Origin of the sequence: Methanofervidicoccus abyssi (assembly GCF_004310395.1) — an archaeon.
GTDB lineage: Archaea > AGJL01 > Methanococci > Methanococcales > Methanococcaceae > Methanofervidicoccus > Methanofervidicoccus abyssi.
This window is the reverse complement of record NZ_BFAX01000003.1, coordinates 174,485-195,790: the sequence shown is the minus strand read 5'-3', so window position 1 is coordinate 195,790 and position 21,306 is coordinate 174,485. Positions and strand designations below refer to the sequence as shown.

Genomic DNA, 21,306 nt, shown 5'->3' with positions numbered 1-21,306 from the left:
TCTATCCCAACAACCATATATTCTCTATTTGGAGTTATGGATCCTAAGTTGTTCTATTCTTTATATATTTAATGTTTTTTTCAACTTTATTATTATTTTATTCTCATAATCGACATATATCGATTTACAAATATATCTCTGTACACCTTACCATTCACAGGGGATACATACTTAGGATGTTTTATCCTATTTTTCAACTTCCCAGATACTATATCTTCGAAGAGTTGGTAGACATCTTTATATTTCCTTTCTACGTAGGCACATACCCTACAGTCCTTGATAAAATGCTTAGGATACTTCTTCACAAAGTCCCTAACTTTTCTGTTGAATACTGGAGGTCCAACCCTTACCTTTACATTTGGAAATTCCCATACTAAGAACTCCCAGGATAGATAACAGGCATCTTTAGTGGCATAAATTTCACAGTCTAATATTTGGAAATCGTTTTCAATTAACAACTTGTTTATACTTTTCTGTAGCTTCTCCATCTGGGGATATATAATATCATCTACTATATTGCTATCCCTTTCTATTTTTAAGGTAAGCAAGGCACCTCTATCCCTACTGTTTACTCTCTCTGTTAGTTTTCTGTGATAGTTGTAGAAAAACTCCTTAGAGGGATTCTCCAGGAACTGTCTGGAGTAGAATATAAATCTACAGAAGTTCTCTTTACTGAGAGCAGCTGCCACGTTTCTCTTAAGGTCTACAGGGTCATATACTACAAGAGGATGATCGAAATCTGAAAATCTATAGTCTCTGCCTATACCGTAAATCTGGAAAATCTCATCTAATACAATCTTCTCCCCAATCTTCCACTTCTGGGCGTTCTTCAAGGTGTTGATAAAACCACCATAGTGTATAACCAACAACTCACATAAGTAACCAGAGAAACCTTTAGTTTTTAAATCTGAGCCATATATTCCAACACCCTTTAAGAACTTCTTCAACAGTCTTATATCGTTGTTTAGATGTTTTGATTTAAGGATATCCTTTACAAATTGGTTATGAAGGGGAGTTCTATCTACAGCGGAGATTATTCCCTCGTTCCAACCAATCTTATAACATGGGACTATATCTATATCGTATTTTCCAATTCTTCCCGAGACATAAGGATGTTCAGCATATTCTATCCAGGAAGTACCTCCCAAATTTTCTATAACCCTCCTACCTATATTTAAAATAGTCTCTTTCAACACCTCTCTATCTACACCCCTTTTAAACCTTATAAAAATATCGATGTCGTAGTCATTCTTTAGATGGGTGTCCCTGGCTGTAGATCCTACTTGTACTATGTCTTCAACTATATCACATAGCCCTTCTGTCTGAATAATAGTGTAGAGTCCATCTATAATTGTTTTAGAGAGTTTATTCAACTCCTCTTTCTCCCTCTTTCCTGGAGTTATATCCTCCAGTACATCCTTTAGTATTTTGCTAATGCTTTCCATATTCTCCATATTTTTCCCTAAGATTAATTATTTCTTCTACTATTTTCTACCTGATTCTTTGATTTTCTCTATTAACTGTTTATATTTCTCTATATCGTTAAAATTCTTAGATTTTGTATTTAAATACCTAAAAGCATTCTCCAGTAATTTTATAGATAACGATTTAGGAACCATGTCGTCGTTATCGGCTATATAACTGGCAATACATGCAGAAAGTAAAAAGATTGCAGCACTCTGTTCAGTTTTCAACCTGTGAATATGGTGGGGTTTAACATCTAGCTTTTTGTAGAGTTCTAGATAGGGACATCTATAATCCTCAGGTACTAACTCCTTATATACATGGATGAAAAACTGATGGAGTTCCATAAGTTGTTCTTTGTTCATTCTATCCCACACATTTATTGTAAAATTAATATATAATAGATAACTCTTTAAAAAGTATCTCTGTTTTTTTATTCACTCTAAAAACATTATATGCTGTAATTATGATTTCCCATGGTAATATCTTCACCATGTAGATTTAATAATATATTTAAAGATTATCCTACGGGATTAAGGTTTTAGTAAGTTATAAAAATTATTGGATAATATTCTATTTTTATTCTCTTAAATAATTACCTGTAGGGGTTTAGTATGAAAACCATTAGAGAGATTAATGAGAAGATAAAAAAAGGAGATGCTGTAGTATTAACAGCTGAAGAGATGATAGAAGTTGTAGAAGAGATGGGACCTGAAGGTGCAGTAAAGGAAGTAGATGTCGTCACAACTGGTACCTTTGGAGCCATGTGTTCCAGTGGAGTGTTTCTAAACTTTGGCCATGCAGATCCTCCAATAAAGATGATGAAGACATACCTAAATGGAGTGGAAGCCTACTCTGGACTAGCAGCAGTTGATGCCTACTTAGGTGCTGCACAGCCAAACTCCGATGACGATATAGATATCAACTACGGTGGAGCCCATGTTATAGAAGATCTTGTAGCAGGGAAAGAGGTAAAACTCGTTGCAGAAGGATATACAACTGACTGCTATCCAAGAAAGAAGGTGTCAACAACTATAACGTTGGATGATTTAAATCAGGCTATACTAGTAAATCCAAGAAACTGTTATCAAACCTACGCCGCAGCTACAAACAGTAGAGAAGAGAAAATATATACCTATATGGGCACCTTACTTCCAGAGTATTCCAATATAAACTACTCGGGAGCTGGGCAGTTAAATCCTCTCCAAAACGACTACAACAGGGAGAAGAAAACTTTCAACACTATTGGTATAGGTACTAGGATATTCCTAGGTGGGGGTATTGGATACGTAATAGGAGAAGGTACTCAGCACGACCCAGATAAGGCCTTTGGAACTTTAATGGTTAAAGGGGATTTAAAGACGATGAGTCCTAAATTTTTAAGAGCTGCTACTATACCTAATTACGGATGTACCCTGTATATAGGGATAGGTATTCCCATTCCCGTGTTAAATGAAGAAGTTGCAAAAGCCTGTGCTGTAAAGGATGAAGATATCGAGGTACCTGTCTTAGATTACGGAGTGCCTAGAAGGGATAGACCTGTGGTGGCAAGGACAAATTACGAGGAACTCAGAAAGGGAGAAGTTACCATCGAGATATACGATAGTGATTTGAAAAGATTAGTAGAGAAAACTGTTAAGACAGCCTCTGTTTCAAGTTATAAAAAATCCCGGGAAGTTGCAGAAGAACTTAAAAAATGGATACTAAATGGAGAGTTCATGCTTTCGGAGTCTGTAGCTCCCTTAGGAAAAGGTTCATGTAAACCTATGAAGGCAGAGGTTAAGTTGGTAAGAGATATTCTCAGTAGACCTCCAATTGTGGCAAAACAGAATATATCTATAGAGGAGGCTGCTAGGATACTGACTGAAAAGAATATAAACCATCTACCTATCGTTGATGAAGAGGGAAGGTTGATAGGGATAGTAACATCCTGGGACATTGCAAGAGCTGTAGCTCAAAATATAAACTCCATATGTGAGATAATGACGAAGCATGTTATCAGTTCCACACTCGATGAACCAATAGATGTTGTAGCGAGGAAGATGAGTAGATACGATATCTCAGGAGTACCAGTAATAGATAAGAGTGGAAAAGTTGTTGGGGTTGTAACTGCAGAGGATCTCTCAAAGTTGTTGGGAAATAGGAAATTCTAACATGGTGAAAATTATGAAAAAAAGGATATACTACTGGGTATACGAGAAGTACATAGATAAACCGGTGATATCAAAGGTGATCTTAGAGACAAAGGTCATGATAAATATCTTAATGGCTAAAATGAGTCCTCAGGAGAGTTTCCTGATCTTGGAGTTAAGTGGAAGTGAGAAACAAATTGAAGAAGCTCTAAATCTGTTGAAAAAATACGGTGAATATGAAGATATTCCAAAGATAATAGAGAAAAATAAGGAGAGATGTATCGACTGTGGGGCTTGTATAGTACACTGTCCAGTTAAGGCCATATACCAAGATGAAGACTACAGCGTAGTATTTAACGAAGAAGAGTGTATCGGATGTAAAAACTGTGTCAAGGTATGTCCCCTAAAGGCTATTAAGATATTTGATATTTAAACTAAAATATCCTATCATTATTATCATCATTCTTAAAAATATAAAAATAAAAAATAGAAAAATAAGAAAAGGATAATCAATGATAACTATTACTTTTGATGGAAACTAAGATATAAAATACTTTAAAATTAGGAAAAAAGGTGATGGAAGTGTGATACTAGATCTAGTTGAATCTGTTAAACAAATGAGAGATAGGGATTGGAAAATTCTTAGGATAATAGAGATATCTATGAGACACCATGAGTGGGTACCTGTCGATGAAATAATCAAAAAATCTAAGTTAGACAGTAACGAGGTACTATACAGATTGAAAGTACTTAATAGGCATAAATTTGTGAATAGAAGTACCTACGGCTACAGGCTGTCTCATAAGGGATACGACGGGCTGGCACTCAATACATTTATAAAGAGAGATCTTATAAAGGCAATAGGTAATAAGTTAGGTGTGGGAAAGGAAGGGGATGTATTTACGGTACTACTAACTAGCAACAGAGAGGCTGTTTTGAAGTTTCACAAGTTGGGGAGGACCTGTTTCACAAGGGGGAAGAGATACAGGCTGTACTTGGCAGATAAGAGACATATAAGTTGGCTCTACGCCTCGAGATTGACGGCAGAGAGAGAATTCCAGGTGTTGAACGATCTTTATCCAGTTGTAAAGGTTCCAGAACCTATAGATCAAAACAGGCATGCCATTATTATGGGCAAGTGGGATGGTGTGGAGTTGAAAAGGGTGGATCTGACTAAGTTAGATATAGATATTAAGAAGTTATTCTGGGATATCGTGGAAGAGATAAAGAAGATGTACAACATCGGATACATCCATGGGGATCTAAGTGAATTCAACATACTGATAAATGAAGAGGGAGATTTTCTGATCATCGACTTTGCACAGGCTATAGAGGTGAGGGAAGATAAGATAGTGTTGGATATATTACCTGGAGAGTTTAAAATGGACATTGAGTACTACTTAAAGAGGGATATAGGAAACTTACTGAGGTACTTTAAGAAGTATGGCATAAGGGAGAGTGTAGATGAGATATACAACTACGTAGTAGGTAAGTGATATGAAAAAGAAACACCTGGAGATGATCTTAGATAACTTAGATCCCCATCCAAACCCAAAACCCCATCTAGAACAATATACTATAGGGGGAAAACTCGCCAGTGAGTTGTTATTCTTTGCAAGGGATGATATAAGGGATAACTTTGTGGTGGATCTAGGTTGTGGAACTGGTAGATTATCCATAGGAGCAAAACTTCTCGGAGCAGGGAAGGTTTTAGGTGTAGATATAGACAGGGAATCTGTGGAGTGTGCAAGAGAAAATCTGAGAAAGTTAGAGAAGATACCTGTATCGAAAAATTTAGATGTAGATTTTGAGGAGATTTATAAGGGAGTGTTTTTCGTAGATATGGATGTTAAAGATATAGATAGAAGTTATATAGAGAGATACTTAGAAGATGAGGGAAAAATTGTAGTTATACAGAACCCTCCCTTTGGCTCCCAGAAGAGACATGCAGATAGGATATTTTTAGAGAAGGCTCTAGAGATAGGGGACGTTATATATACTATTCACAACTCTTCAACTAGAGACTTTGTAATAAATTACGTTGAGGAAAGAGGTAGGAGTATTACTCATATCTTCAAGAGTAGGTTTAGAATACCTAGAATCTTCACTTTTCACAGTAAGAAATATGTAGATGTACCTGTAGATATCTTCAGGATAGAATAGAGGGAGGAATAACAGATAAGGATATATTATTATTTAAAATACTTATAATGTTTTAAATTTAATGTAATAAAATAAAATTACAAAAAAAGAGATAAAACTCGCTCCTACTTCTTCAGTACTTCAATGTAGATTAGAAGGTAAAGACTAATTTAACTTTTTATTTTATCTGTATTCATTCTTATTATTACTTTTTTAATATTATTTTTTATGTTAGCCCTATAGCCCTATTGTCACTTATGAGCAAAGTAACAAATGACCTTTAATTCCCCATCTCTTATTTTATTATCTACTCTTACAAACCCATACCTCTCAAATTGGACAATATCGCCTACATTCACATTTCTAAAGTCCTTCTCTGCAAATCCATGATGTTCCCTACCTTCTGTATCAATTACTACAGTATTTACAACATCCTTGACTGGTACCCAGTGTATTACCTTCCCCTTCTTCTTCCTCAGTATTTTGAAATCCTCACTGTGGTATCTTGCATATACAACATCCCCTTCTATTTTCTCCACAATTATGTTGTACAACTCCATCAACCTGTACATTCCGTTAATCTCTAAATCGTCTGAGATATAGACCTCTCCTTCAAATGGAAGCTCTCTAGTGCCCAGGTCCCTGTCGGGGTGCATCCTCAGATATAGTGTTTTAGGTTCTGCCCCCAACACCTTTAACCTCTTTGGATTCTCCACGAAGAAAAACCTCTTTGCATCTTTATCTATTATCTCCCTGTTTATAGCATAGAGGTTTTCCCAGGAGTACTTCACATCTGCAGGTTTTATTCCAATCTCCAACATGGATCTGTATATAGCTTCAGGTTTAATTCCCCTTCTTCTCAGAGCCCTTAAGGTTCCCAACCTTGGATCATCCCATCCACTGTACTCCCTTTTAATTATCCCCTCGTACATCTTAGAAGTACTTAGTACAGTCCCTTCTATCTTTAGAATACCATAGTGGATATACTCAGGTATCTCCCATTTGAAATATTCAAAGATGTATCTCTGTTTCTCTGTATTAATTATGTGATCTTTTCCTCTTAGAACATGGGTAATTCCCAGTAGGTGATCATCAACTGGGACTGAAAAGTTCATAAGAGGGTACACTACATATTTATCTCCAGTTCTGGGATGGAGGGTGTCTTCCATCCTAAATATTGGAAAGTCCCTAACAGAGGGGTTTTTATGTTGTATATCAGTCTTCAACCTTACTACAGCTCCCTCTAAACTGTTATCTAACATCCTCTCCCAGAGTTCCAAATTCTCCTCCACAGATCTATTCCTACACCTACAGGGTATCCCTTGGTTCTTAAGATTTCTGAACTCTTCAGGATCACACCTACATACGTAGGCATGTCCCATCTCTATTAATCTCTCACAGTGTTCATAGTATATCTCCATCCTTTCAGATTGTATAATTTTCTCATCTACCTTTATATTCAACCACTCTAGATCCTCTTCTATCATCTCGTATGCCTCTGGGAGTACTCTCTTAGGATCTGTATCTTCAAGTCTCAGTATGAACTTTCCACCGTACTTCTTTACGAAGTAGTCGTTAAGCACTGCTGCCCTACTGTGTCCTAAATGTAGAGGGCCAGAAGGATTTGGAGCGAATCTCATAACTACACTATCTTTAACATTCTTCAATATCAACTCTCTCTTTTTTTCCTTACCTTCTTCAACTACCATATCTGGTGCTATCTCCTCTAACTTTTTTTTCTGTTCTTCGAGAGGTATGGATTCAACTTCCTTAGATATCTCAAGTACTAAGTTATATACCTCTTTAGCTTTACCCCTTAGATGAGGGTTGTCAGCCATTATCCTTCCCATGACTCCCTTTGGATTTACTTTCCCACTGTTTAATAGGGAACTTTGAAGTACATATTTAAGTATTATTTCCTTCAACCTTTCACCCTTCTTCTTTTAGAAGATTATTAGATGATGGATTATTACTATATCTACTAATATAAAAATAAAACAACGTATATCACCTTTAACAAAACTATTTAATAAATGATTATAACTCTCCATCACAATAATAATAGAAGTAGTTCTTATCAAAAGGAATAAATCAAAAAGGATGATTTTCCAAATACAAACGGTGATATCTATTTCAGTGTTCAGAAAATATCTGGAACAATATAAAAATAACAAAAAAAGGATGGTTGTAAAATTTCCTAAATCTATATTTATCCTTCCTCAATATTTCTGGAGAGATTGATGAGAGTCATATATCTATTCTAAGCTAAATTAAACTAGTTTTTTGATATTTTAGTTATTTATTTCGAGATATATAAGAATTTTTTTATTTTAACGCTCTTTTTTCTTATTTTTTATTTTATTATTTTGTTTTTATAATCATTATTAAATTTTAAGATTTTTAATAAAACTGGATTTTTTACACCACACCTAAATAGTGATTACGGTTAACTAATTATTACTTTACTTAATAGAATTACTTATTTGTCCCTTTTCATCTTTTTATCTACACTTACTATATAACTAACGTTATTCCTTTTGTATATCCTAAGGACATCTCCTTCTTTAATGTCTTCAAATACGTTATCGTATTCATATATCTCGTAGTTTCTATCATCCATTGCTACAACTGTTTCTGGAGACACTGAGATAACTGTAGCGGTAGGGCACTCCTCTTCCCTTTTTAGTAGCCTAGTCTCCTTCTCAGCGGTACTCCACTGAATAGGTATTTTCTCCCTACTATCTGTTATATCCTCCAGATATAGTTTATCTTCCTTTATAGAAACTACCTTGTACACCTTATCCCTGTATTCAACTATATCTCCTATTTTGTATTCCGGTATTCTCACAACTATAGTAATTCTGTATAGGTTCCTCCCATCCTTACCAACTCCAACCAATTTAGCAGTTTCTTTAATCTTTCCTCCATACTTGGATTTTATACTTGCAGCAATGTTTCTCGCACCACCCATAGAACCTATTTGATAGTCCAACCCCTCCTTTTTAGGTATAAATTTAGATATAAACGCCATTCTATCTTTTTTCAATCTTTTTTCAACCTCCTTCCTTACGAACTTATCTATCTCTTCTTTTTCTTCTTCAGTTAGAGGTCTGTTCATGGCCCTTATCTGGAGTGTGGCTTCGTAGTAGTTAGACATATATCTGGAACACCTTGGACATTGAACCATCTGTAGGCATACTTTCACATCTTGCTCCATAGTCCTCTCCCTATCCTCTCCTGGCAATTTTCCCCTTCCAACAACCTTTACAGGAATCTCTACCTTAGTTCTCTTACCTCCTGGTAGTTGTCCTGGCTCCTGTGGTATTATCTCAATCTCTATATTTTTATGAGCTTTCTTTAAGTTGTCCTTTGTGGCGTAGTAGGCGATTTCTTCTAGTATAGAGTACAGGTCTTCACCTTTTGGATCCTGCCACGTTCTTCTCTTGTAGGAGCCACACATATGACATACTTCAATCTTTATCTCTTTAGGTATGTGAAACAGAGGATAAACCTGGGCGTAACACTCTTTACACAGCCCTTCTATCAACTCACCTTCGTAACCACACCTGTAGCAAAATCCTTTCATACTCCCACCTGGTTATATACAGTAATATTGATAAAAATAATAAGGATAAAATTAAAAAATAAAAAATCTTAAAAATTTAACCTAATAAAGAGTTAGTACAGTAAAAAAGTAAAAAGTTATTCTCCGATTTTACATTGGGCAATAGAAGAAGTGTAGTATTTTATATAATCATTTTTAATTTTGTTTTATTATTATTTTTTTTTGTTATTAGTTTTAAGTTATAATCAGATCAACTTAATAGGTTTTATAGCTCCACAGGCCATACACTTGAGGAAATGAAGCCTACCTTCCTTGATAATCTTGGTATCTGGTTTTCCACATTCTTCACATAGGACATACTCTTCTATAAAGTCCTTAATCTTACTGTTTATAAGGTAGTTATTAAATTTACCCTGAAGTATCAATCTCTGTCCCTCGACGTTTCCTGCAGTACCTAATTCCCTCATTATATACTTTGCAAAGAACTGTATATCCCTGTTTATCACCTTTGCAATATCCCTGAAGTTCTTTATTACAGTTCTATTACCTTCAACGATACTATCTGCAAGTGGTACTTCAAACCTTATATCCTTAAATACCTCTTCTGGAAGTTGACTGAATGCTCTCTTAAGTAGAGTATCGTAATCGTAGTAGATCTTGTTCTCCATATACTACCACCTAATTTTGTAATTTCCTTTATGGTTTTTACTATATAAATATGATGTAGTTAAAGATAATACTGCTAAGAGAAACGTGGATATGAAGTGAAAATATTAGTTAGACATTGAAGACAACTCTTCATTTCCTAGCAAACCTTGCAACCTTCCTGGCAATAACAACCTCCCCTATTTTAATCAGTCCTGCAAAGAACTTCTCTAAACCTCCGCATGCCCAGAGAGCCTGGCCAAAGGTTGTATTTCTTATCCTTTTCTCGTATTCTTCTGGTGTTATATCTTCTCCAGTGGTATTTTTAGTTACTATTGCTGAAGCTTCCATGAGCTCCTCCCAAGTTACACCCTTCAATTCTCTCTCTAAGATCTTGAAAAGTTTATATACAGGAATATCGTACAACTTTGCCAAGGTTTTTATTATATCGCAACTTCTCACAACTCCTACTATCTTATCCTCCTCGTTTAATACTGGAATACTCACAACCTTGTATTTAACAAACTTTATAACAGCATCTCTTGCAGGATCCTTCTCCCTAACTGTTATCACCTTCTCGGAAGGATACATAACCTCTGAGATTGGGATAGATCTATCCTCCACCACTGCTAGATCCACTGAAAGTACTAACCCTGCTAACCTATCCTCCTCGTCTAAAACTGGGGCACTGAATCTCTTTTTCCTATGCATAAGTTGGATAGCTTCTTCAACGGAGTAGTCTTTATACAACCTTAAAAAGTTGATATCCATCAATTCTCTTACCTTCATCTACTGAACACCTTCTAATTTTTTAATCTCAATAGCATGAACTGGACATACTCTTTCACACCTTCCACAGAATATACAGGACTTACTGTCTATCTCTACTCCTTCCTCTACTTCTCTTATTATACCAATAGGACACTCTGATATACATACTAAGCACTTTACACACTTACTGTTATCCACTGTAATCTCCTTATGAAAAGGTATTTCTCCCATTTCATTTTCAACGGATATAGCCTTCCTTGGACATACTCTTTCACAAGCTCTACATCCAACACAGCGGTTTAAATCAACCTTGAAACTTTTTCTCCTCTCAACATGTATTGCACCAGTTGGACAAAACCTACCACAGATACCACACTTTACACACGTATCTAAATCTATGTTGTATCTCTTCAACCTTATAGTTCTACGTTCTACTTCCACTTCTTTTAAGGTGTAAATCAACTCTCTTTCCTTGACATCTCCAGTACACTGTAAGATATTTATAGCATTCACAGGACAGGTTCTAGCACATATTTCACATTCAATGCATCTATCAGTTATTATTTCTGCAGGTTTCTTTATAGATGGTTTTGTTATAGCATCTACTGGACATTCGTCATAACAGAGGGCGCATCTTATACATTTTTTTGGAATTACATAGATGTATTTTTTAGATATCCTTGCTCCCTCTACTATTTTATATATTTCATCCTTAGTGAGGGAGAGATCTTCAGAGATTTGGGACAGGATGTCTTCAATAGATTTTTTAATAGTGATCATTTTATATACACCAGAATCCTGTAGTTTTGGAGATTTCTATTATTTTTATTATATATACTTTATATATACTTTAATCAAAATAATAATGCCTTTGACCACCATTAAAGAATTTTAATACTATATAACAAGAAAATTTTAAATAAAAACAGTTAAAAAGAGGTAGGTATATTAATTACTATATTACCGGTAATATTTTCTAAGTACTGCGTAAGATTGTAGTTTTGAGGATTTATTTTAAATTTAACCACTCATCCATTTTATTCTTATTTTTTATTAGCTGAACCCCGAGATTAAGATGGGAATTTTTGAGCTCTCTCTTTCTTCAAGGTTTGGAAGTAGTAGAAATCTAACAATTATATAATAATTATAGATTAAATCAAAAAATAAAAAACTAATATTTATTATAAAAATTTTTATAAAAATAAAAATTAAAGGTCAAAAAAACTGCTAAATACTAAAAAACATTTAGTCTCGCAGTCAAAAAATAAATTAAGATAGAGAAATTAAAACTCATCTAAGATGAATACAATCCCCAACATTTATATGCCTAATTCCTTCAAAAGTAGAGAGGTATACACCTCCGTAGTCAATCTTAAAAACTGTTCCTGTAATTTCTTCCTTCGGTGTTATTATTTTGACGTATCTACCAAGGGTTTTGGAGTATTTTTCATATTTTTTTAGAATCTCTTTATCTTCTAGATGGAAGTTATCTTTAAACCTACTGAGAAACTTATGAAGGATCTCAAACCTATCGTACTCCCTTTTACACAGTTCCCACAGAGATACTGCAGTATCTTTTATATCTTCGGGAATATGGTTGTTGATGTTTATACCTATACCTAAGACGACAAACTTGTAATCCCAGTTTATCTCTGAGAGGATACCACATATCTTTTTATCTTTATCGGCACTAACGATAATGTCATTGGGAAATTTTATACCTATAGCTCCCTTCAGGTTCTCAGGTAAATACTCTATCAACGTCTCATAGACGGAGATAGAACCTATAAAGTTCAACTTACCTATACTATCCTTCCTGTTATTTAAATACTCTTTTAGATCAAGTAGTATCGAAAAGTAGAGCCCACCGTAGTTAGAATACCATCTCCTTCCGAGCCTTCCCACTCCAGCACTTTGAATGTCTGCAATAACAACTAAGTTCCTTTTACCTTCCTTACCTAATTTATAACAGTATCTGTTTGTAGAATCTATCTCCTTTAGATGGATAACTTTCAGATCCATGGTATAAGAAAGATTGTTAAAACAGTGAAAAACGAGATAAAGTGCTCCAGTCGGGATTTGAACCCGAGTCGCGGGCTCGAAAGGCCCGCATGATTGGCCGGGCTACACCACTGGAGCAATGTTAATACTGAAAAGATCCATGGCGGACCCGGGGGGATTTGAACCCCCGATCCCCGGCTTAGAAGGCCGGTGCCGTATCCAGGCTAGGCCACGGGCCCATGAAAAAGAGAAGTTTCAAAAGCATAAATTACAGTATAGGTTCTCATATATATACTTTTCGTTAATTTATATATCTAGATATTTTAAGTAGTGTATTCAGAATTGAGGGTTACGTAGTCATGGGTTAGATCACAACCGTAAGAGGTATTTTCATAATCTCCCATCTTCAGATCCACAACTATCTTGATCTTGTCGTTTTTCATGATCTCCTCTGCCACTTTAAATTCCTCACTCTCTTCATCTATAGGATCTCCATCCTTAACTAGATAGATCTCCCTCTTATAGTCGGATATCACAATATCCATAACGTTCATGTCCATCTCTACTCCACTGTATCCCACTGCAGCGGCTATTCTACCCCAGTTTGGATCTCCACCATAGAGAGATGTCTTCACAAGTAGGGATCTAACGATGCTCTTTGTAGCCTTGATAGCATCCTCCTTTGAGGCACAACCCTTTACTACAACTTCCATTATCTTTGTGCTCCCCTCTCCATCCATTACGATCATCTTAGCCAGTTCCCTGCATAGGTAGTGAAGAGCCTCCCTGAACAACTCAGGACACTCCTCGTATCTAACTCCACTCTCTCCATTTGCAAGGATAAATACAGTATCGTTGGTACTTGTATCTCCATCTACAACGATGTTGTTAAAGGTTTTATCTACTATATCCTGGAGTACTATTTTTAAATCTTCCGGATCTATCTTTATATCTGTTGTAATAAAGGAGAGCATAGTTGCATGGAGCATATTAGGTGCTATCATTCCAGCTCCTTTTGCGGTACCTCCTATCTTCACCTTTCTACCACCTACCTCAAATTCAAGGGCTAGGGTTTTTGGAAACCTGTCTGTGGTAAGTATGGAAAGGGCGAAGTCGTAGTTACTACTTCTCTCCTTCAATCTACTACATGTCTTTTCTATTCCAGAGAGTATTGTATCCATGGGCATCTTCCTTCCAATAACTCCCGTAGAAGCTATTAGGATGGAATCCTCTGGGATATTAAGGAGCTCAGCAGTTTTAGATATCATTTTCTTTCCATCTTCGTATCCGTTCTTAGTAAAGCAGTTGGCATTTCCACTGTTTACTACTATACACCTTAATTTATCCTTGTTGTTCTTCAGAACTTCCTTGGATATCCTAACAGGATGGGCAACAACTTTATTGGTTGTAAAGGTTCCTGCACCTGTACAGTTCTTCTCAGAGTATATTATACCTACTCCATACTTTCCATTTTTATACCCGTTTGCCTTGAAACCTTTTGGAGCTGTAACACCGTTATTTATTATTTTAAAGTTCATATTCTCACCTAAATTTTTAAATAATCTAACACTTCCAAACCTTCCTGAAGTCCATTTAATAAAAAATAATAAAACTGAAATTGTCCCAAACACCTGTTGCCAAGTTTCTATTCATAAATACAGTTAAGAGTTAATACAACCCCTAAGAAGATAAGGGCTTAATTTCATTTATTTCGATTTTTAATTATTTTTATAATTTTTATTTATTTTATTTAAAAATTCTCAATGGTTGTCCTTATAGTATTTATAGGTTCTACTATATATTTTCTCACTGGTTCAGAATTTTTTTATTTTTTAACTAACCAAGTTTGAATTTTTCCTATAATATCCTATCCATTACGATAGGATTTATAACAATAATTTATAAAAAAGTTGATTAAAAACATTATACAATTTTACCTAAATTTCATTATTTACGAGTTAAAAAAAGATTTACAGTGGAGGTCTAAATATTCATAGATGAAAGAAAAAATGTCTTCGGGATTGGAGATACAGGATGAAGAGTTTATTTTAGGTTTGAAGTTAAGAACTTATTTGTCTATTTGTCTTGGATTTTGGGAACTTTACTTCGTGCCCTGTGGATCAATTCTAACTCTTAAATAAGATATAGATGCTTTTCCCGACCTTCTCATTTACATCACTGTTTTTAACCATTCTGATTCCAAACTTTAAAGGATATTGCCAACAACTACTAATGAAGGATAGAATCCATTATGAATTCTTGGAATTATAGTACAATACTTTACCTCGGAGTACTCTGAGTAGTGAGACAAGGACAGTAATTTATTTATATTATTAAATATATAAAATTTAATTTACGATGAGTGTATAGAATGGGGGTGAGAATATGAGAGAGATCATCCTTTCAGAATGTGTTGAGATATTACAGAGATTCAACTTTACAGTTTCACAGACCTTCGGTAGATCCTGTTTCGATATACTTGCCAGGAAAGATAATATAAAATATTTAATAAAGGTGTTAAAAAACATAGATAGTTTAAGTTATGAACAATCTGTAGAATTATTGAAACTCTCTAAAATCCTAGGTGCTGTCCCTCTCTTAATTGGTATTAGGACGAGAAATCTTCCAATGGAAGATGGGGTAGTATACGAGAGGTATAATATAAAAGCTATAACACTTAAAACCTTTGAGTCCTACTTAGAGGGTAGTCCTCCAATCGTGTATGCTGGAAGAGGTGGTTTCTTCGTAAATATAGATGGAGAAACCTTGAGAACTGTTAGAGAAAGTTTAAACATATCAGTGGGAGAGTTGGCAGAATATTCCAACGTCTCAAGAAAGATGATATATAAATATGAACAGAATTTAGCAAATCCTACTATAGAGGTTGCTCTAAGAATAGAAGAGTACTTAGATACACCGTTAATAAAGGGCATATCGTTGGAGATAGATGAAAAAGAGATAAATAATATAGACATAGAGAATAAGAGGGATAGTTATAAATCTGAAAATGGAAAAGAAGAAGATTTTAAATTGTATGTAATAGGCATATTCAACCAGTTAGGATTTAACACTACAGAAGTTAAAAGAGCGCCCTTCGATGCTGTTGTGGAGAAGGAAGACGTGGAATGTGACGAGTATAGCCATCTCTGTACTCTGGTACTAACTAACATAGAAGAGAGAGAAACTGAGGAGACTAGACAGAAGATGTTAATTGTAAGTCAGCTGTCTTACGTATTGAACAGTGGTTCTCTTCTAGTGTTAGGGAAGGAGAACAACCACAGTATAGGTTATGTAAAGACTATAAATGTAAGAGAGTTGGAGAGGATGGAAGACGCTTCAGATCTGTTAGAATATATAGCCAGTAAGTAGGTGAAAAGGTGTTTATTCTTTTAAATGATAGTTACTTCCTAGGACTTTTGGTAGCTGTATTTCTACTTTCTTACCTCTTAACAAGAACTTTTATAAAGTTTATGGTAAATTATAAGTACAGTTTTGATCTCCACAAGAGGAGTAAGGAAAAGATCCCTGAAATGGGTGGTATTGTCCCTGTTTTAATAAGTTCTCTGTTATTCATGTTATTGGATTTTAAAATATCCCTTATTTTACTTCTAACTGGATTTGTAGGTATCTATGACGATCTCTTTAAATTGTCACCTTTTAAGAAGATAGTACTCCTCGGTATTATTGGAGGTATTGTAGGGTATCTAATCTTTGGTTTCGATGTTAAAACACTTCTTATGATCTTAGGTGTCTCTATCTTTTCAAACTTTACAAATATGTTAGCTGGATTCAACGGATTGGAGATAGGACTAGGAATAATTTCGGCATTTTTTTTAGGTATAGTGTTATTGTTAAATGGAGAATACGATGGTTTCAGGTTGATTCTTATTTTTATAGCCTCTTATTTAGGACTGCTACTCTTTAATAAGTATCCAGCTAAGGTGTTTCCAGGAGATGTGGGCACTCTCCCTATAGGAGCATTTTTAGTTACTCTCGCTATTAGATACTCCATACCTGAGTTTATTATTATAATGACCCCTTACATTATAGATGCATTCTTGAAGTACCTTTCCGCAGGTGTTACAAAGAGAGAAGACCACAAACCTACTACCTTACGGGAAGACGGAAAACTGGATCCAGGTAGGGGGTACCTCTCCCTCCCAAGACTTATTTTAAAAATATATCCAATGAGGGAGTACGAGTTAGTTTTAACTCTGTGGATAATAGAGATATTTTTTGGAATCCTGGCTGTTGTACTTAGGGTAATAAGGCAATAAGGTGAAAATCGGGAATAATAATTATTAAAAAAATAATTAATATCAAATAAAAAATAATACAATAAGGTTTATATTAAAACTTTTTCTCTTTAAAAGAGTTTTTATCTTTTTCTTATTAATATTCTAATTTTTCTTTTTTTATTTTTTTATTCTTTTAATCATTTACTTTTGATAGGAGCTAGTTAATCTTTTAACTACGTAAAGGTGAAATTTTGGAACTTATGGATCTAAATAATCTTGGAAACCTGGAGGTTGGTAAATTTATAAAAAGGGTGAACAGGTTTTTAGGGAAAATAGTTATAGATAGTAAGGAGAGAAATTGCTACATAGCAGATACTGGACGTCTCAGGGATATACTAGTTAGAGGTAGAAAGATATGGGTAGTGAAAAACAGGGAGGGGTTAAAAACCGACTACACATTGATAACGGTTAATGTTAGGGGAGAGTGGGTACTTGTAAATACATCTCTCCACTCTTTTATAGCACATAGAGCCATAGCAAAGGGCATATTGGGTTTTACGCCTAGGAAGATAGAGAAGGAGGTTAAATTTAAAAACAGTCGTTTTGATTTTCTAGTGGATAACAACACCTTTGTAGAGTTAAAGGGTTGCAACCTCGTGAAGGGAGGTATAGGATACTTCCCAGATGCTCCGACGAAAAGGGGTGTAAAGCATCTTAGGGAGTTAATAGAGGCTAAAGAGATGGGTTATAATGCTGTAATACTTATAATGGCAGTTAGAGACTGTAAGTACTTCCTTCCCAACTGGGAGATAGATAAGGAATTCAGTGAGATGTTCTACAGGGCTCTTGAGAGGGGAGTGGATTTTAGAGGGTTTAAGATTAAGGTAGAGGAAGATGGGAAGGTATATTTTAACTCTACTTTGAAACTTGGTTCTATTGGTAGATATTAAATATATAAGTAAAATTATAATGATAAAATAGTAAATATAATGACTATTACTTAAAAATAAAAATTAACTGGGTAATTAAGATCAAATAAATTTTTTTGATCCAAAAAACCTTGTCCTTCCTCGAAGTAATTTAAATGTAATGACCAAATATTTCGAGATCTCCGTCCATCTACAAACCTTTATTAACCAGATTTTTCATAGATAATGCAATAAGTATTATCATAATGTTACTTAAAATCATAAATTGGTGATCCTCATGATCGATGCCCATACGCACCTGGATGTTAGAAGTTTTGAAGACCTGGAAAAGATGGCTCTATGTGGTATTGAAAAGATTGTCACCTGTGCCCACAATCCCTATAGGATGAGTGTCCCAGAGGTATATCTCGATCACTGGGAGAGACTGATAGGGATGGAAACTAAGAGGGGTTTAATGGCAGGGGTAGATGTTAAAGTAGCTATAGGAATACATCCAATGGGGTATCCAAAGGAATGGCAGAGGTTGATAGAGGAGATGCCAAGATATTTAGAAGATAAAAACGTTGTAGGCGTAGGAGAAACTGGACTCCATTATCTGAGAGATGATGAGAAAAATCTCCTAAAGGAGCAACTTAAACTGGCTATGGAGTACAGTATGCCTGTAGTGATCCACACACCAGAGAAGGATAAAGGTAAGGCTTTACAGGAGATTCTGAAGATACTTAAAGAGGTAGAGATAGAGGAGGATCTAGTGATGATAGATCATATAAATAGAGATACTGTAGATCTCATTGATATGGATGTGTATGTTGGTTTGACAGTACAACCTACGAAGATAAATCCAGAGGAGGCTGTTGAGATTATAGAAAATTACGATAGGAAGTTTATACTGAGTAGTGACTTAGGGAGTTTGAAGTCAGATATCTACGCACTTCCCAGGACAAGATTACTTATGAAAAAAAGGGGACTAGAGAAGAGGAAAATAGTTGAAAGTACGTATAAAAATGCAAGGGATTTCTACAGATTATAGGTGATAATGTAATGAAGGTATATAACAACTACGAGGAATTCAGAGACGCTATAAATAGACTTATAGAAAAATATAAGGGAGAAATGGGTTGCTATGTATCTATAACAGGTTATGTGAGGAATTACGATATAATATGTGGAAAAAAGATGCCTTCAGACGGTATGGTTGTAGATGATATATCTAAGGAGATAAGAGATATAGTGGAGGATGCTCTCAAAAGGTTTGATATTATAGATGTGGTGGTGTATCATAACGTAGGTTACTTAAAGGTTGGGGATATAGTAACATCTATTTATGTATTTGGTAAACATAGAAAGGAGGCATTTTTAGCTTGCCAGTATATCATAGATGAGATAAAAAAGTATCATTGAAGTTGTGTATTGTGTATATACAATTATTTCTCTTTTGGATAGTTGGTTGTGTTAAAATAATAATTAGATTTATTATAAATAAAATAATAATATAATTTAAAAAAGTTAAATAAAAAAATAAAAAACTCTTAAAAAAGAAGGTTTAATATAAAATCCTGTAATACCTTCCCAGTACACAATATAGTCCATTTAATGGAAAGAGTACCTAAATTTAAGACTCTACTATTTTTATTATTAATTTTCATATTTATCGATTTATGACTATTTAAAAAATCCTAAATATAAAATTTTAAAAGAAGAAGAATTTTTTTATTGGGATACCAAATAGTTGTTGTTAGTTTAAAAGTTTAACAGAAATTAACATTAAATAATAAACACGGGCGATTCTATTAATTGAGATAAAATTATTAATAAAAAGAAGGTAAAAAAACCCTCCCAATAATAATTTTTGCTCTATACTTATATAATAGAAATAGAAAATTAATAAAAGTCCGTCTTATTTTTTCCAGTACTCAAAGTTTTCGAGAAAATAACGGTGAGATGTACTCTTTTTTCTCATTTTAAGTTATAACAATCTTAATTATAATAAATATTTTTATTGGGTTGATAATTGTTATAGTATAAAGAGTTTTTTATAATATAAAAAAATCCTGGTGATCTCATGATACTCCCATATAGAAAACCTTCCGTAAGAGGGATAGTAGAATCTAAAGGAGACCTTAAGGAGTTGATAACAGTCATAAAAGATCTACTGAAATACGAGATGGATATATCTATACTACCTTCTGGAAACGCTGGATTATATGTAGCCTCCTATATACTGAGAAATATTGAAAAAAAGGAATGTGAAAATATCTTAGTACCTGATATGGGAGGATGGAAAGGTTTCTTAGAGTATCCAAGGACGTTTAAATTTAACGTTGTGAAACTTAAAACTAACTTAGGCATGGTGGATCCATGTACGTTGGAGGATATTTTAAGGAAAAATGATATCCACGCTCTATTTTTAACAACCCTTGGAGGCTATTTAGTACATCAGCCTATGGAGGAGATAAAAAAGGTGTGTGAAGACATGGATGTGATACTTGTAGAAGATGCCTCCGGAGGCGTAGGGGGAACCTGTGGGTATGGAGATATAGTAGTTTGTTCAACAGGATCTCCTAAAATAATAAACTGTGATTATGGAGGATTCCTAGGTATAAATAAAAAAATAGAAGATATTCTCAGGGATAATGGTAAGATAGAAGAGTTAAAGAATCTCTTAAAAGCCTTCAAGGTAATTAATATATACGGCCTTATGAAAGAGGAAGCTCTCAATGCAAGAAAGACGTATAGAAAATTGGTAGAATACTGTGATATTCTAAAGGAGAAATTGGAGAAAGCCTACTTCAAAGGTGAAGAGGGGGTATGTGTATTTGTGGAACATGAAAATCCAGGAGAGGTGTCTAAAAAAATAAATAAAGTTATAAAGTTGGATAATGGAAAATCCTTCATCACTAAATGCCCTATCTATGAAAGGGTATTGAAAAAAGGTATTGTACTCGAGATGAAGAAGATAGATATTAACTCCCTCTCTCTCGAGGATATCTATGAGATAGCAAATATACTTAAAAATATACTGTAAAGACTTTTCAATTTAAAGGGTATTCTTAACCTTCTCTGTACTTCTCTTCATGGCTAACCTTATTAATCCTAAATTTACATTGGTATCTGTAAGTACTACCAATATGCTATCTCCCACATCGGTCATAAGTGTTTTACCATGCTCACCTTCTATCATCATCTGTTGTAAGGCTCCCTGGTTCATTTCAGATGCTGTTCTCTCCGCAGAACCATAGGCTGCTGAGGCCATTGCACCTATTAACTCCACATCTATTCCAGGAGGCATCTGGGCTGCTATTACAAGTCCATCCTTACCTACAACCATTGAACCCTTTATACCTTCTACCTTGTTCAGATCTGCCAAGATTCTATCGATCATAGTATTCACCAAAATAATTATTGTAGTTCTCTATTTT

20 protein-coding genes and 2 tRNA genes are annotated in these 21,306 nt (G+C 34.7%); 10 read left to right on the top strand and 12 right to left on the bottom strand.

Annotated elements, in window-relative coordinates; translation table 11 throughout:
* Positions 1–92 precede the first annotated feature (92 nt).
* On the bottom strand, positions 93–1,454 hold the full coding sequence (cca, locus tag MHHB_RS03590; RefSeq protein ID WP_131007240.1) for a CCA tRNA nucleotidyltransferase: 1,362 nt from the start codon (positions 1,452–1,454) through the stop codon (positions 93–95).
* Positions 1,455–1,484: 30 nt separating this feature from the next.
* A complete protein-coding gene (locus MHHB_RS03585) occupies positions 1,485–1,829 on the bottom strand; it encodes a UPF0058 family protein (RefSeq protein WP_131007239.1) in 345 nt (114 codons plus the stop codon).
* Positions 1,830–2,078: 249 nt separating this feature from the next.
* Here MHHB_RS03585 and MHHB_RS03580 point away from each other — a divergent pair, with 249 nt between their 5' ends.
* From MHHB_RS03580 to MHHB_RS03565, 4 genes are all read left to right on the top strand, one after another.
* Positions 2,079–3,617 (top strand): homocysteine biosynthesis protein, encoded by a 1,539-nt coding sequence (locus MHHB_RS03580; RefSeq protein ID WP_131007238.1) that lies wholly within the window; start codon positions 2,079–2,081, stop codon positions 3,615–3,617.
* Between the two features lie 13 nt (positions 3,618–3,630).
* Positions 3,631–4,029 (top strand): 4Fe-4S binding protein, encoded by a 399-nt coding sequence (locus tag MHHB_RS03575; RefSeq protein WP_131007237.1) that lies wholly within the window; start codon positions 3,631–3,633, stop codon positions 4,027–4,029.
* Between the two features lie 184 nt (positions 4,030–4,213).
* On the top strand, positions 4,214–5,092 hold the full coding sequence (locus MHHB_RS03570) for an RIO1 family regulatory kinase/ATPase domain-containing protein (protein WP_131007418.1): 879 nt from the start codon (positions 4,214–4,216) through the stop codon (positions 5,090–5,092).
* Position 5,093: 1 nt separating this feature from the next.
* Complete coding sequence (locus MHHB_RS03565; protein ID WP_131007236.1) at positions 5,094–5,759, top strand: METTL5 family protein; 666 nt, start codon at positions 5,094–5,096, stop codon at positions 5,757–5,759.
* Between the two features lie 230 nt (positions 5,760–5,989).
* Here the strand turns inward: MHHB_RS03565 and MHHB_RS03560 are convergent, their stop codons facing one another.
* From MHHB_RS03560 to argJ, 9 genes are all read right to left on the bottom strand, one after another.
* Positions 5,990–7,663 (bottom strand): glutamate--tRNA ligase, encoded by a 1,674-nt coding sequence (locus MHHB_RS03560; protein ID WP_131007235.1) that lies wholly within the window; start codon positions 7,661–7,663, stop codon positions 5,990–5,992.
* 554 nt (positions 7,664–8,217) lie between these two features.
* Positions 8,218–9,324: a 60S ribosomal export protein NMD3 gene (locus MHHB_RS03555; protein WP_131007234.1), complete on the bottom strand. Its 1,107-nt coding sequence runs from the start codon at positions 9,322–9,324 to the stop codon at positions 8,218–8,220.
* A 224-nt stretch (positions 9,325–9,548) separates the two neighbouring features.
* Positions 9,549–9,971, bottom strand: coding sequence for a translation initiation factor IF-2 subunit beta (locus tag MHHB_RS03550; RefSeq protein WP_131007233.1), 423 nt, complete (start codon positions 9,969–9,971; stop codon positions 9,549–9,551).
* 130 nt (positions 9,972–10,101) lie between these two features.
* Positions 10,102–10,737 carry a CBS domain-containing protein gene (locus MHHB_RS03545; protein WP_131007232.1) on the bottom strand — a complete coding sequence of 212 codons (636 nt, stop codon included), beginning with the start codon at positions 10,735–10,737 and terminating at the stop codon, positions 10,102–10,104.
* Positions 10,738–11,499 carry a 4Fe-4S binding protein gene (locus tag MHHB_RS03540; protein WP_131007231.1) on the bottom strand — a complete coding sequence of 254 codons (762 nt, stop codon included), beginning with the start codon at positions 11,497–11,499 and terminating at the stop codon, positions 10,738–10,740.
* A gap of 510 nt (positions 11,500–12,009) precedes the next feature.
* Positions 12,010–12,741 (bottom strand): biotin--[acetyl-CoA-carboxylase] ligase, encoded by a 732-nt coding sequence (locus tag MHHB_RS03535; RefSeq protein ID WP_131007230.1) that lies wholly within the window; start codon positions 12,739–12,741, stop codon positions 12,010–12,012.
* A gap of 42 nt (positions 12,742–12,783) precedes the next feature.
* Positions 12,784–12,858: transfer RNA gene (locus MHHB_RS03530), tRNA-Glu, on the bottom strand.
* Between the two features lie 23 nt (positions 12,859–12,881).
* A tRNA-Arg gene (locus MHHB_RS03525) sits at positions 12,882–12,959 on the bottom strand.
* Positions 12,960–13,043: 84 nt separating this feature from the next.
* Complete coding sequence (argJ, locus tag MHHB_RS03520) at positions 13,044–14,258, bottom strand: bifunctional ornithine acetyltransferase/N-acetylglutamate synthase (protein WP_131007229.1); 1,215 nt, start codon at positions 14,256–14,258, stop codon at positions 13,044–13,046.
* Positions 14,259–15,105: 847 nt separating this feature from the next.
* Here argJ and MHHB_RS03515 point away from each other — a divergent pair.
* The 6 genes from MHHB_RS03515 (at position 15,106) to MHHB_RS03490 (ending at position 20,912) form a co-directional block, all read left to right on the top strand.
* Positions 15,106–16,089 (top strand): transcriptional regulator, encoded by a 984-nt coding sequence (locus MHHB_RS03515; protein ID WP_131007228.1) that lies wholly within the window; start codon positions 15,106–15,108, stop codon positions 16,087–16,089.
* Between the two features lie 8 nt (positions 16,090–16,097).
* A complete protein-coding gene (locus MHHB_RS03510) occupies positions 16,098–16,997 on the top strand; it encodes an MraY family glycosyltransferase (RefSeq protein WP_229701916.1) in 900 nt (299 codons plus the stop codon).
* Positions 16,998–17,218: 221 nt separating this feature from the next.
* A complete protein-coding gene (gene sfsA / locus MHHB_RS03505) occupies positions 17,219–17,908 on the top strand; it encodes a DNA/RNA nuclease SfsA (RefSeq protein WP_229701921.1) in 690 nt (229 codons plus the stop codon).
* Positions 17,909–18,164: 256 nt separating this feature from the next.
* Positions 18,165–18,917: a TatD family hydrolase gene (locus tag MHHB_RS03500; protein WP_131007226.1), complete on the top strand. Its 753-nt coding sequence runs from the start codon at positions 18,165–18,167 to the stop codon at positions 18,915–18,917.
* 11 nt (positions 18,918–18,928) lie between these two features.
* Complete coding sequence (locus MHHB_RS03495) at positions 18,929–19,288, top strand: molybdenum cofactor biosynthesis protein MoaE (RefSeq protein ID WP_131007225.1); 360 nt, start codon at positions 18,929–18,931, stop codon at positions 19,286–19,288.
* Positions 19,289–19,949: 661 nt separating this feature from the next.
* Positions 19,950–20,912: a PLP-dependent aminotransferase family protein gene (locus tag MHHB_RS03490; RefSeq protein WP_131007224.1), complete on the top strand. Its 963-nt coding sequence runs from the start codon at positions 19,950–19,952 to the stop codon at positions 20,910–20,912.
* Between the two features lie 12 nt (positions 20,913–20,924).
* Here MHHB_RS03490 and MHHB_RS03485 read toward each other — a convergent pair whose 3' ends face one another.
* The gene (locus MHHB_RS03485; RefSeq protein WP_131007223.1) at positions 20,925–21,269 is read right to left on the bottom strand and encodes a roadblock/LC7 domain-containing protein; all 345 of its coding nucleotides are present in this window, start codon (positions 21,267–21,269) and stop codon (positions 20,925–20,927) included.
* Positions 21,270–21,306: the final 37 nt, after the last annotated feature.

Excerpts from the sequence above, each read along its gene's own strand:
- MHHB_RS03565 (WP_131007236.1), top strand. The coding sequence starts at position 5,094 with ATGAAAAAGAAACACCTGGAGATGATCTTAGATAACTTAGATCCCCAT.
- MHHB_RS03495 (WP_131007225.1), top strand. The coding sequence starts at position 18,929 with ATGAAGGTATATAACAACTACGAGGAATTCAGAGACGCTATAAATAGA.
- MHHB_RS03500 (WP_131007226.1), top strand. The coding sequence starts at position 18,165 with ATGATCGATGCCCATACGCACCTGGATGTTAGAAGTTTTGAAGACCTG.
- MHHB_RS03485 (WP_131007223.1), bottom strand. The coding sequence starts at position 21,269 with ATGATCGATAGAATCTTGGCAGATCTGAACAAGGTAGAAGGTATAAAG.
- cca (WP_131007240.1), bottom strand. The coding sequence starts at position 1,454 with ATGGAGAATATGGAAAGCATTAGCAAAATACTAAAGGATGTACTGGAG.
- MHHB_RS03585 (WP_131007239.1), bottom strand. The coding sequence starts at position 1,829 with ATGAACAAAGAACAACTTATGGAACTCCATCAGTTTTTCATCCATGTA.
- sfsA (WP_229701921.1), top strand. The coding sequence starts at position 17,219 with ATGGATCTAAATAATCTTGGAAACCTGGAGGTTGGTAAATTTATAAAA.
- MHHB_RS03545 (WP_131007232.1), bottom strand. The coding sequence starts at position 10,737 with ATGAAGGTAAGAGAATTGATGGATATCAACTTTTTAAGGTTGTATAAA.
- MHHB_RS03515 (WP_131007228.1), top strand. The coding sequence starts at position 15,106 with ATGAGAGAGATCATCCTTTCAGAATGTGTTGAGATATTACAGAGATTC.
- MHHB_RS03575 (WP_131007237.1), top strand. The coding sequence starts at position 3,631 with ATGAAAAAAAGGATATACTACTGGGTATACGAGAAGTACATAGATAAA.
- MHHB_RS03540 (WP_131007231.1), bottom strand. The coding sequence starts at position 11,499 with ATGATCACTATTAAAAAATCTATTGAAGACATCCTGTCCCAAATCTCT.
- MHHB_RS03570 (WP_131007418.1), top strand. The coding sequence starts at position 4,214 with ATGAGAGATAGGGATTGGAAAATTCTTAGGATAATAGAGATATCTATG.
- MHHB_RS03550 (WP_131007233.1), bottom strand. The coding sequence starts at position 9,971 with ATGGAGAACAAGATCTACTACGATTACGATACTCTACTTAAGAGAGCA.
- MHHB_RS03535 (WP_131007230.1), bottom strand. The coding sequence starts at position 12,741 with ATGGATCTGAAAGTTATCCATCTAAAGGAGATAGATTCTACAAACAGA.
- MHHB_RS03490 (WP_131007224.1), top strand. The coding sequence starts at position 19,950 with ATGATACTCCCATATAGAAAACCTTCCGTAAGAGGGATAGTAGAATCT.
- MHHB_RS03580 (WP_131007238.1), top strand. The coding sequence starts at position 2,079 with ATGAAAACCATTAGAGAGATTAATGAGAAGATAAAAAAAGGAGATGCT.
- MHHB_RS03555 (WP_131007234.1), bottom strand. The coding sequence starts at position 9,324 with ATGAAAGGATTTTGCTACAGGTGTGGTTACGAAGGTGAGTTGATAGAA.
- argJ (WP_131007229.1), bottom strand. The coding sequence starts at position 14,258 with ATGAACTTTAAAATAATAAATAACGGTGTTACAGCTCCAAAAGGTTTC.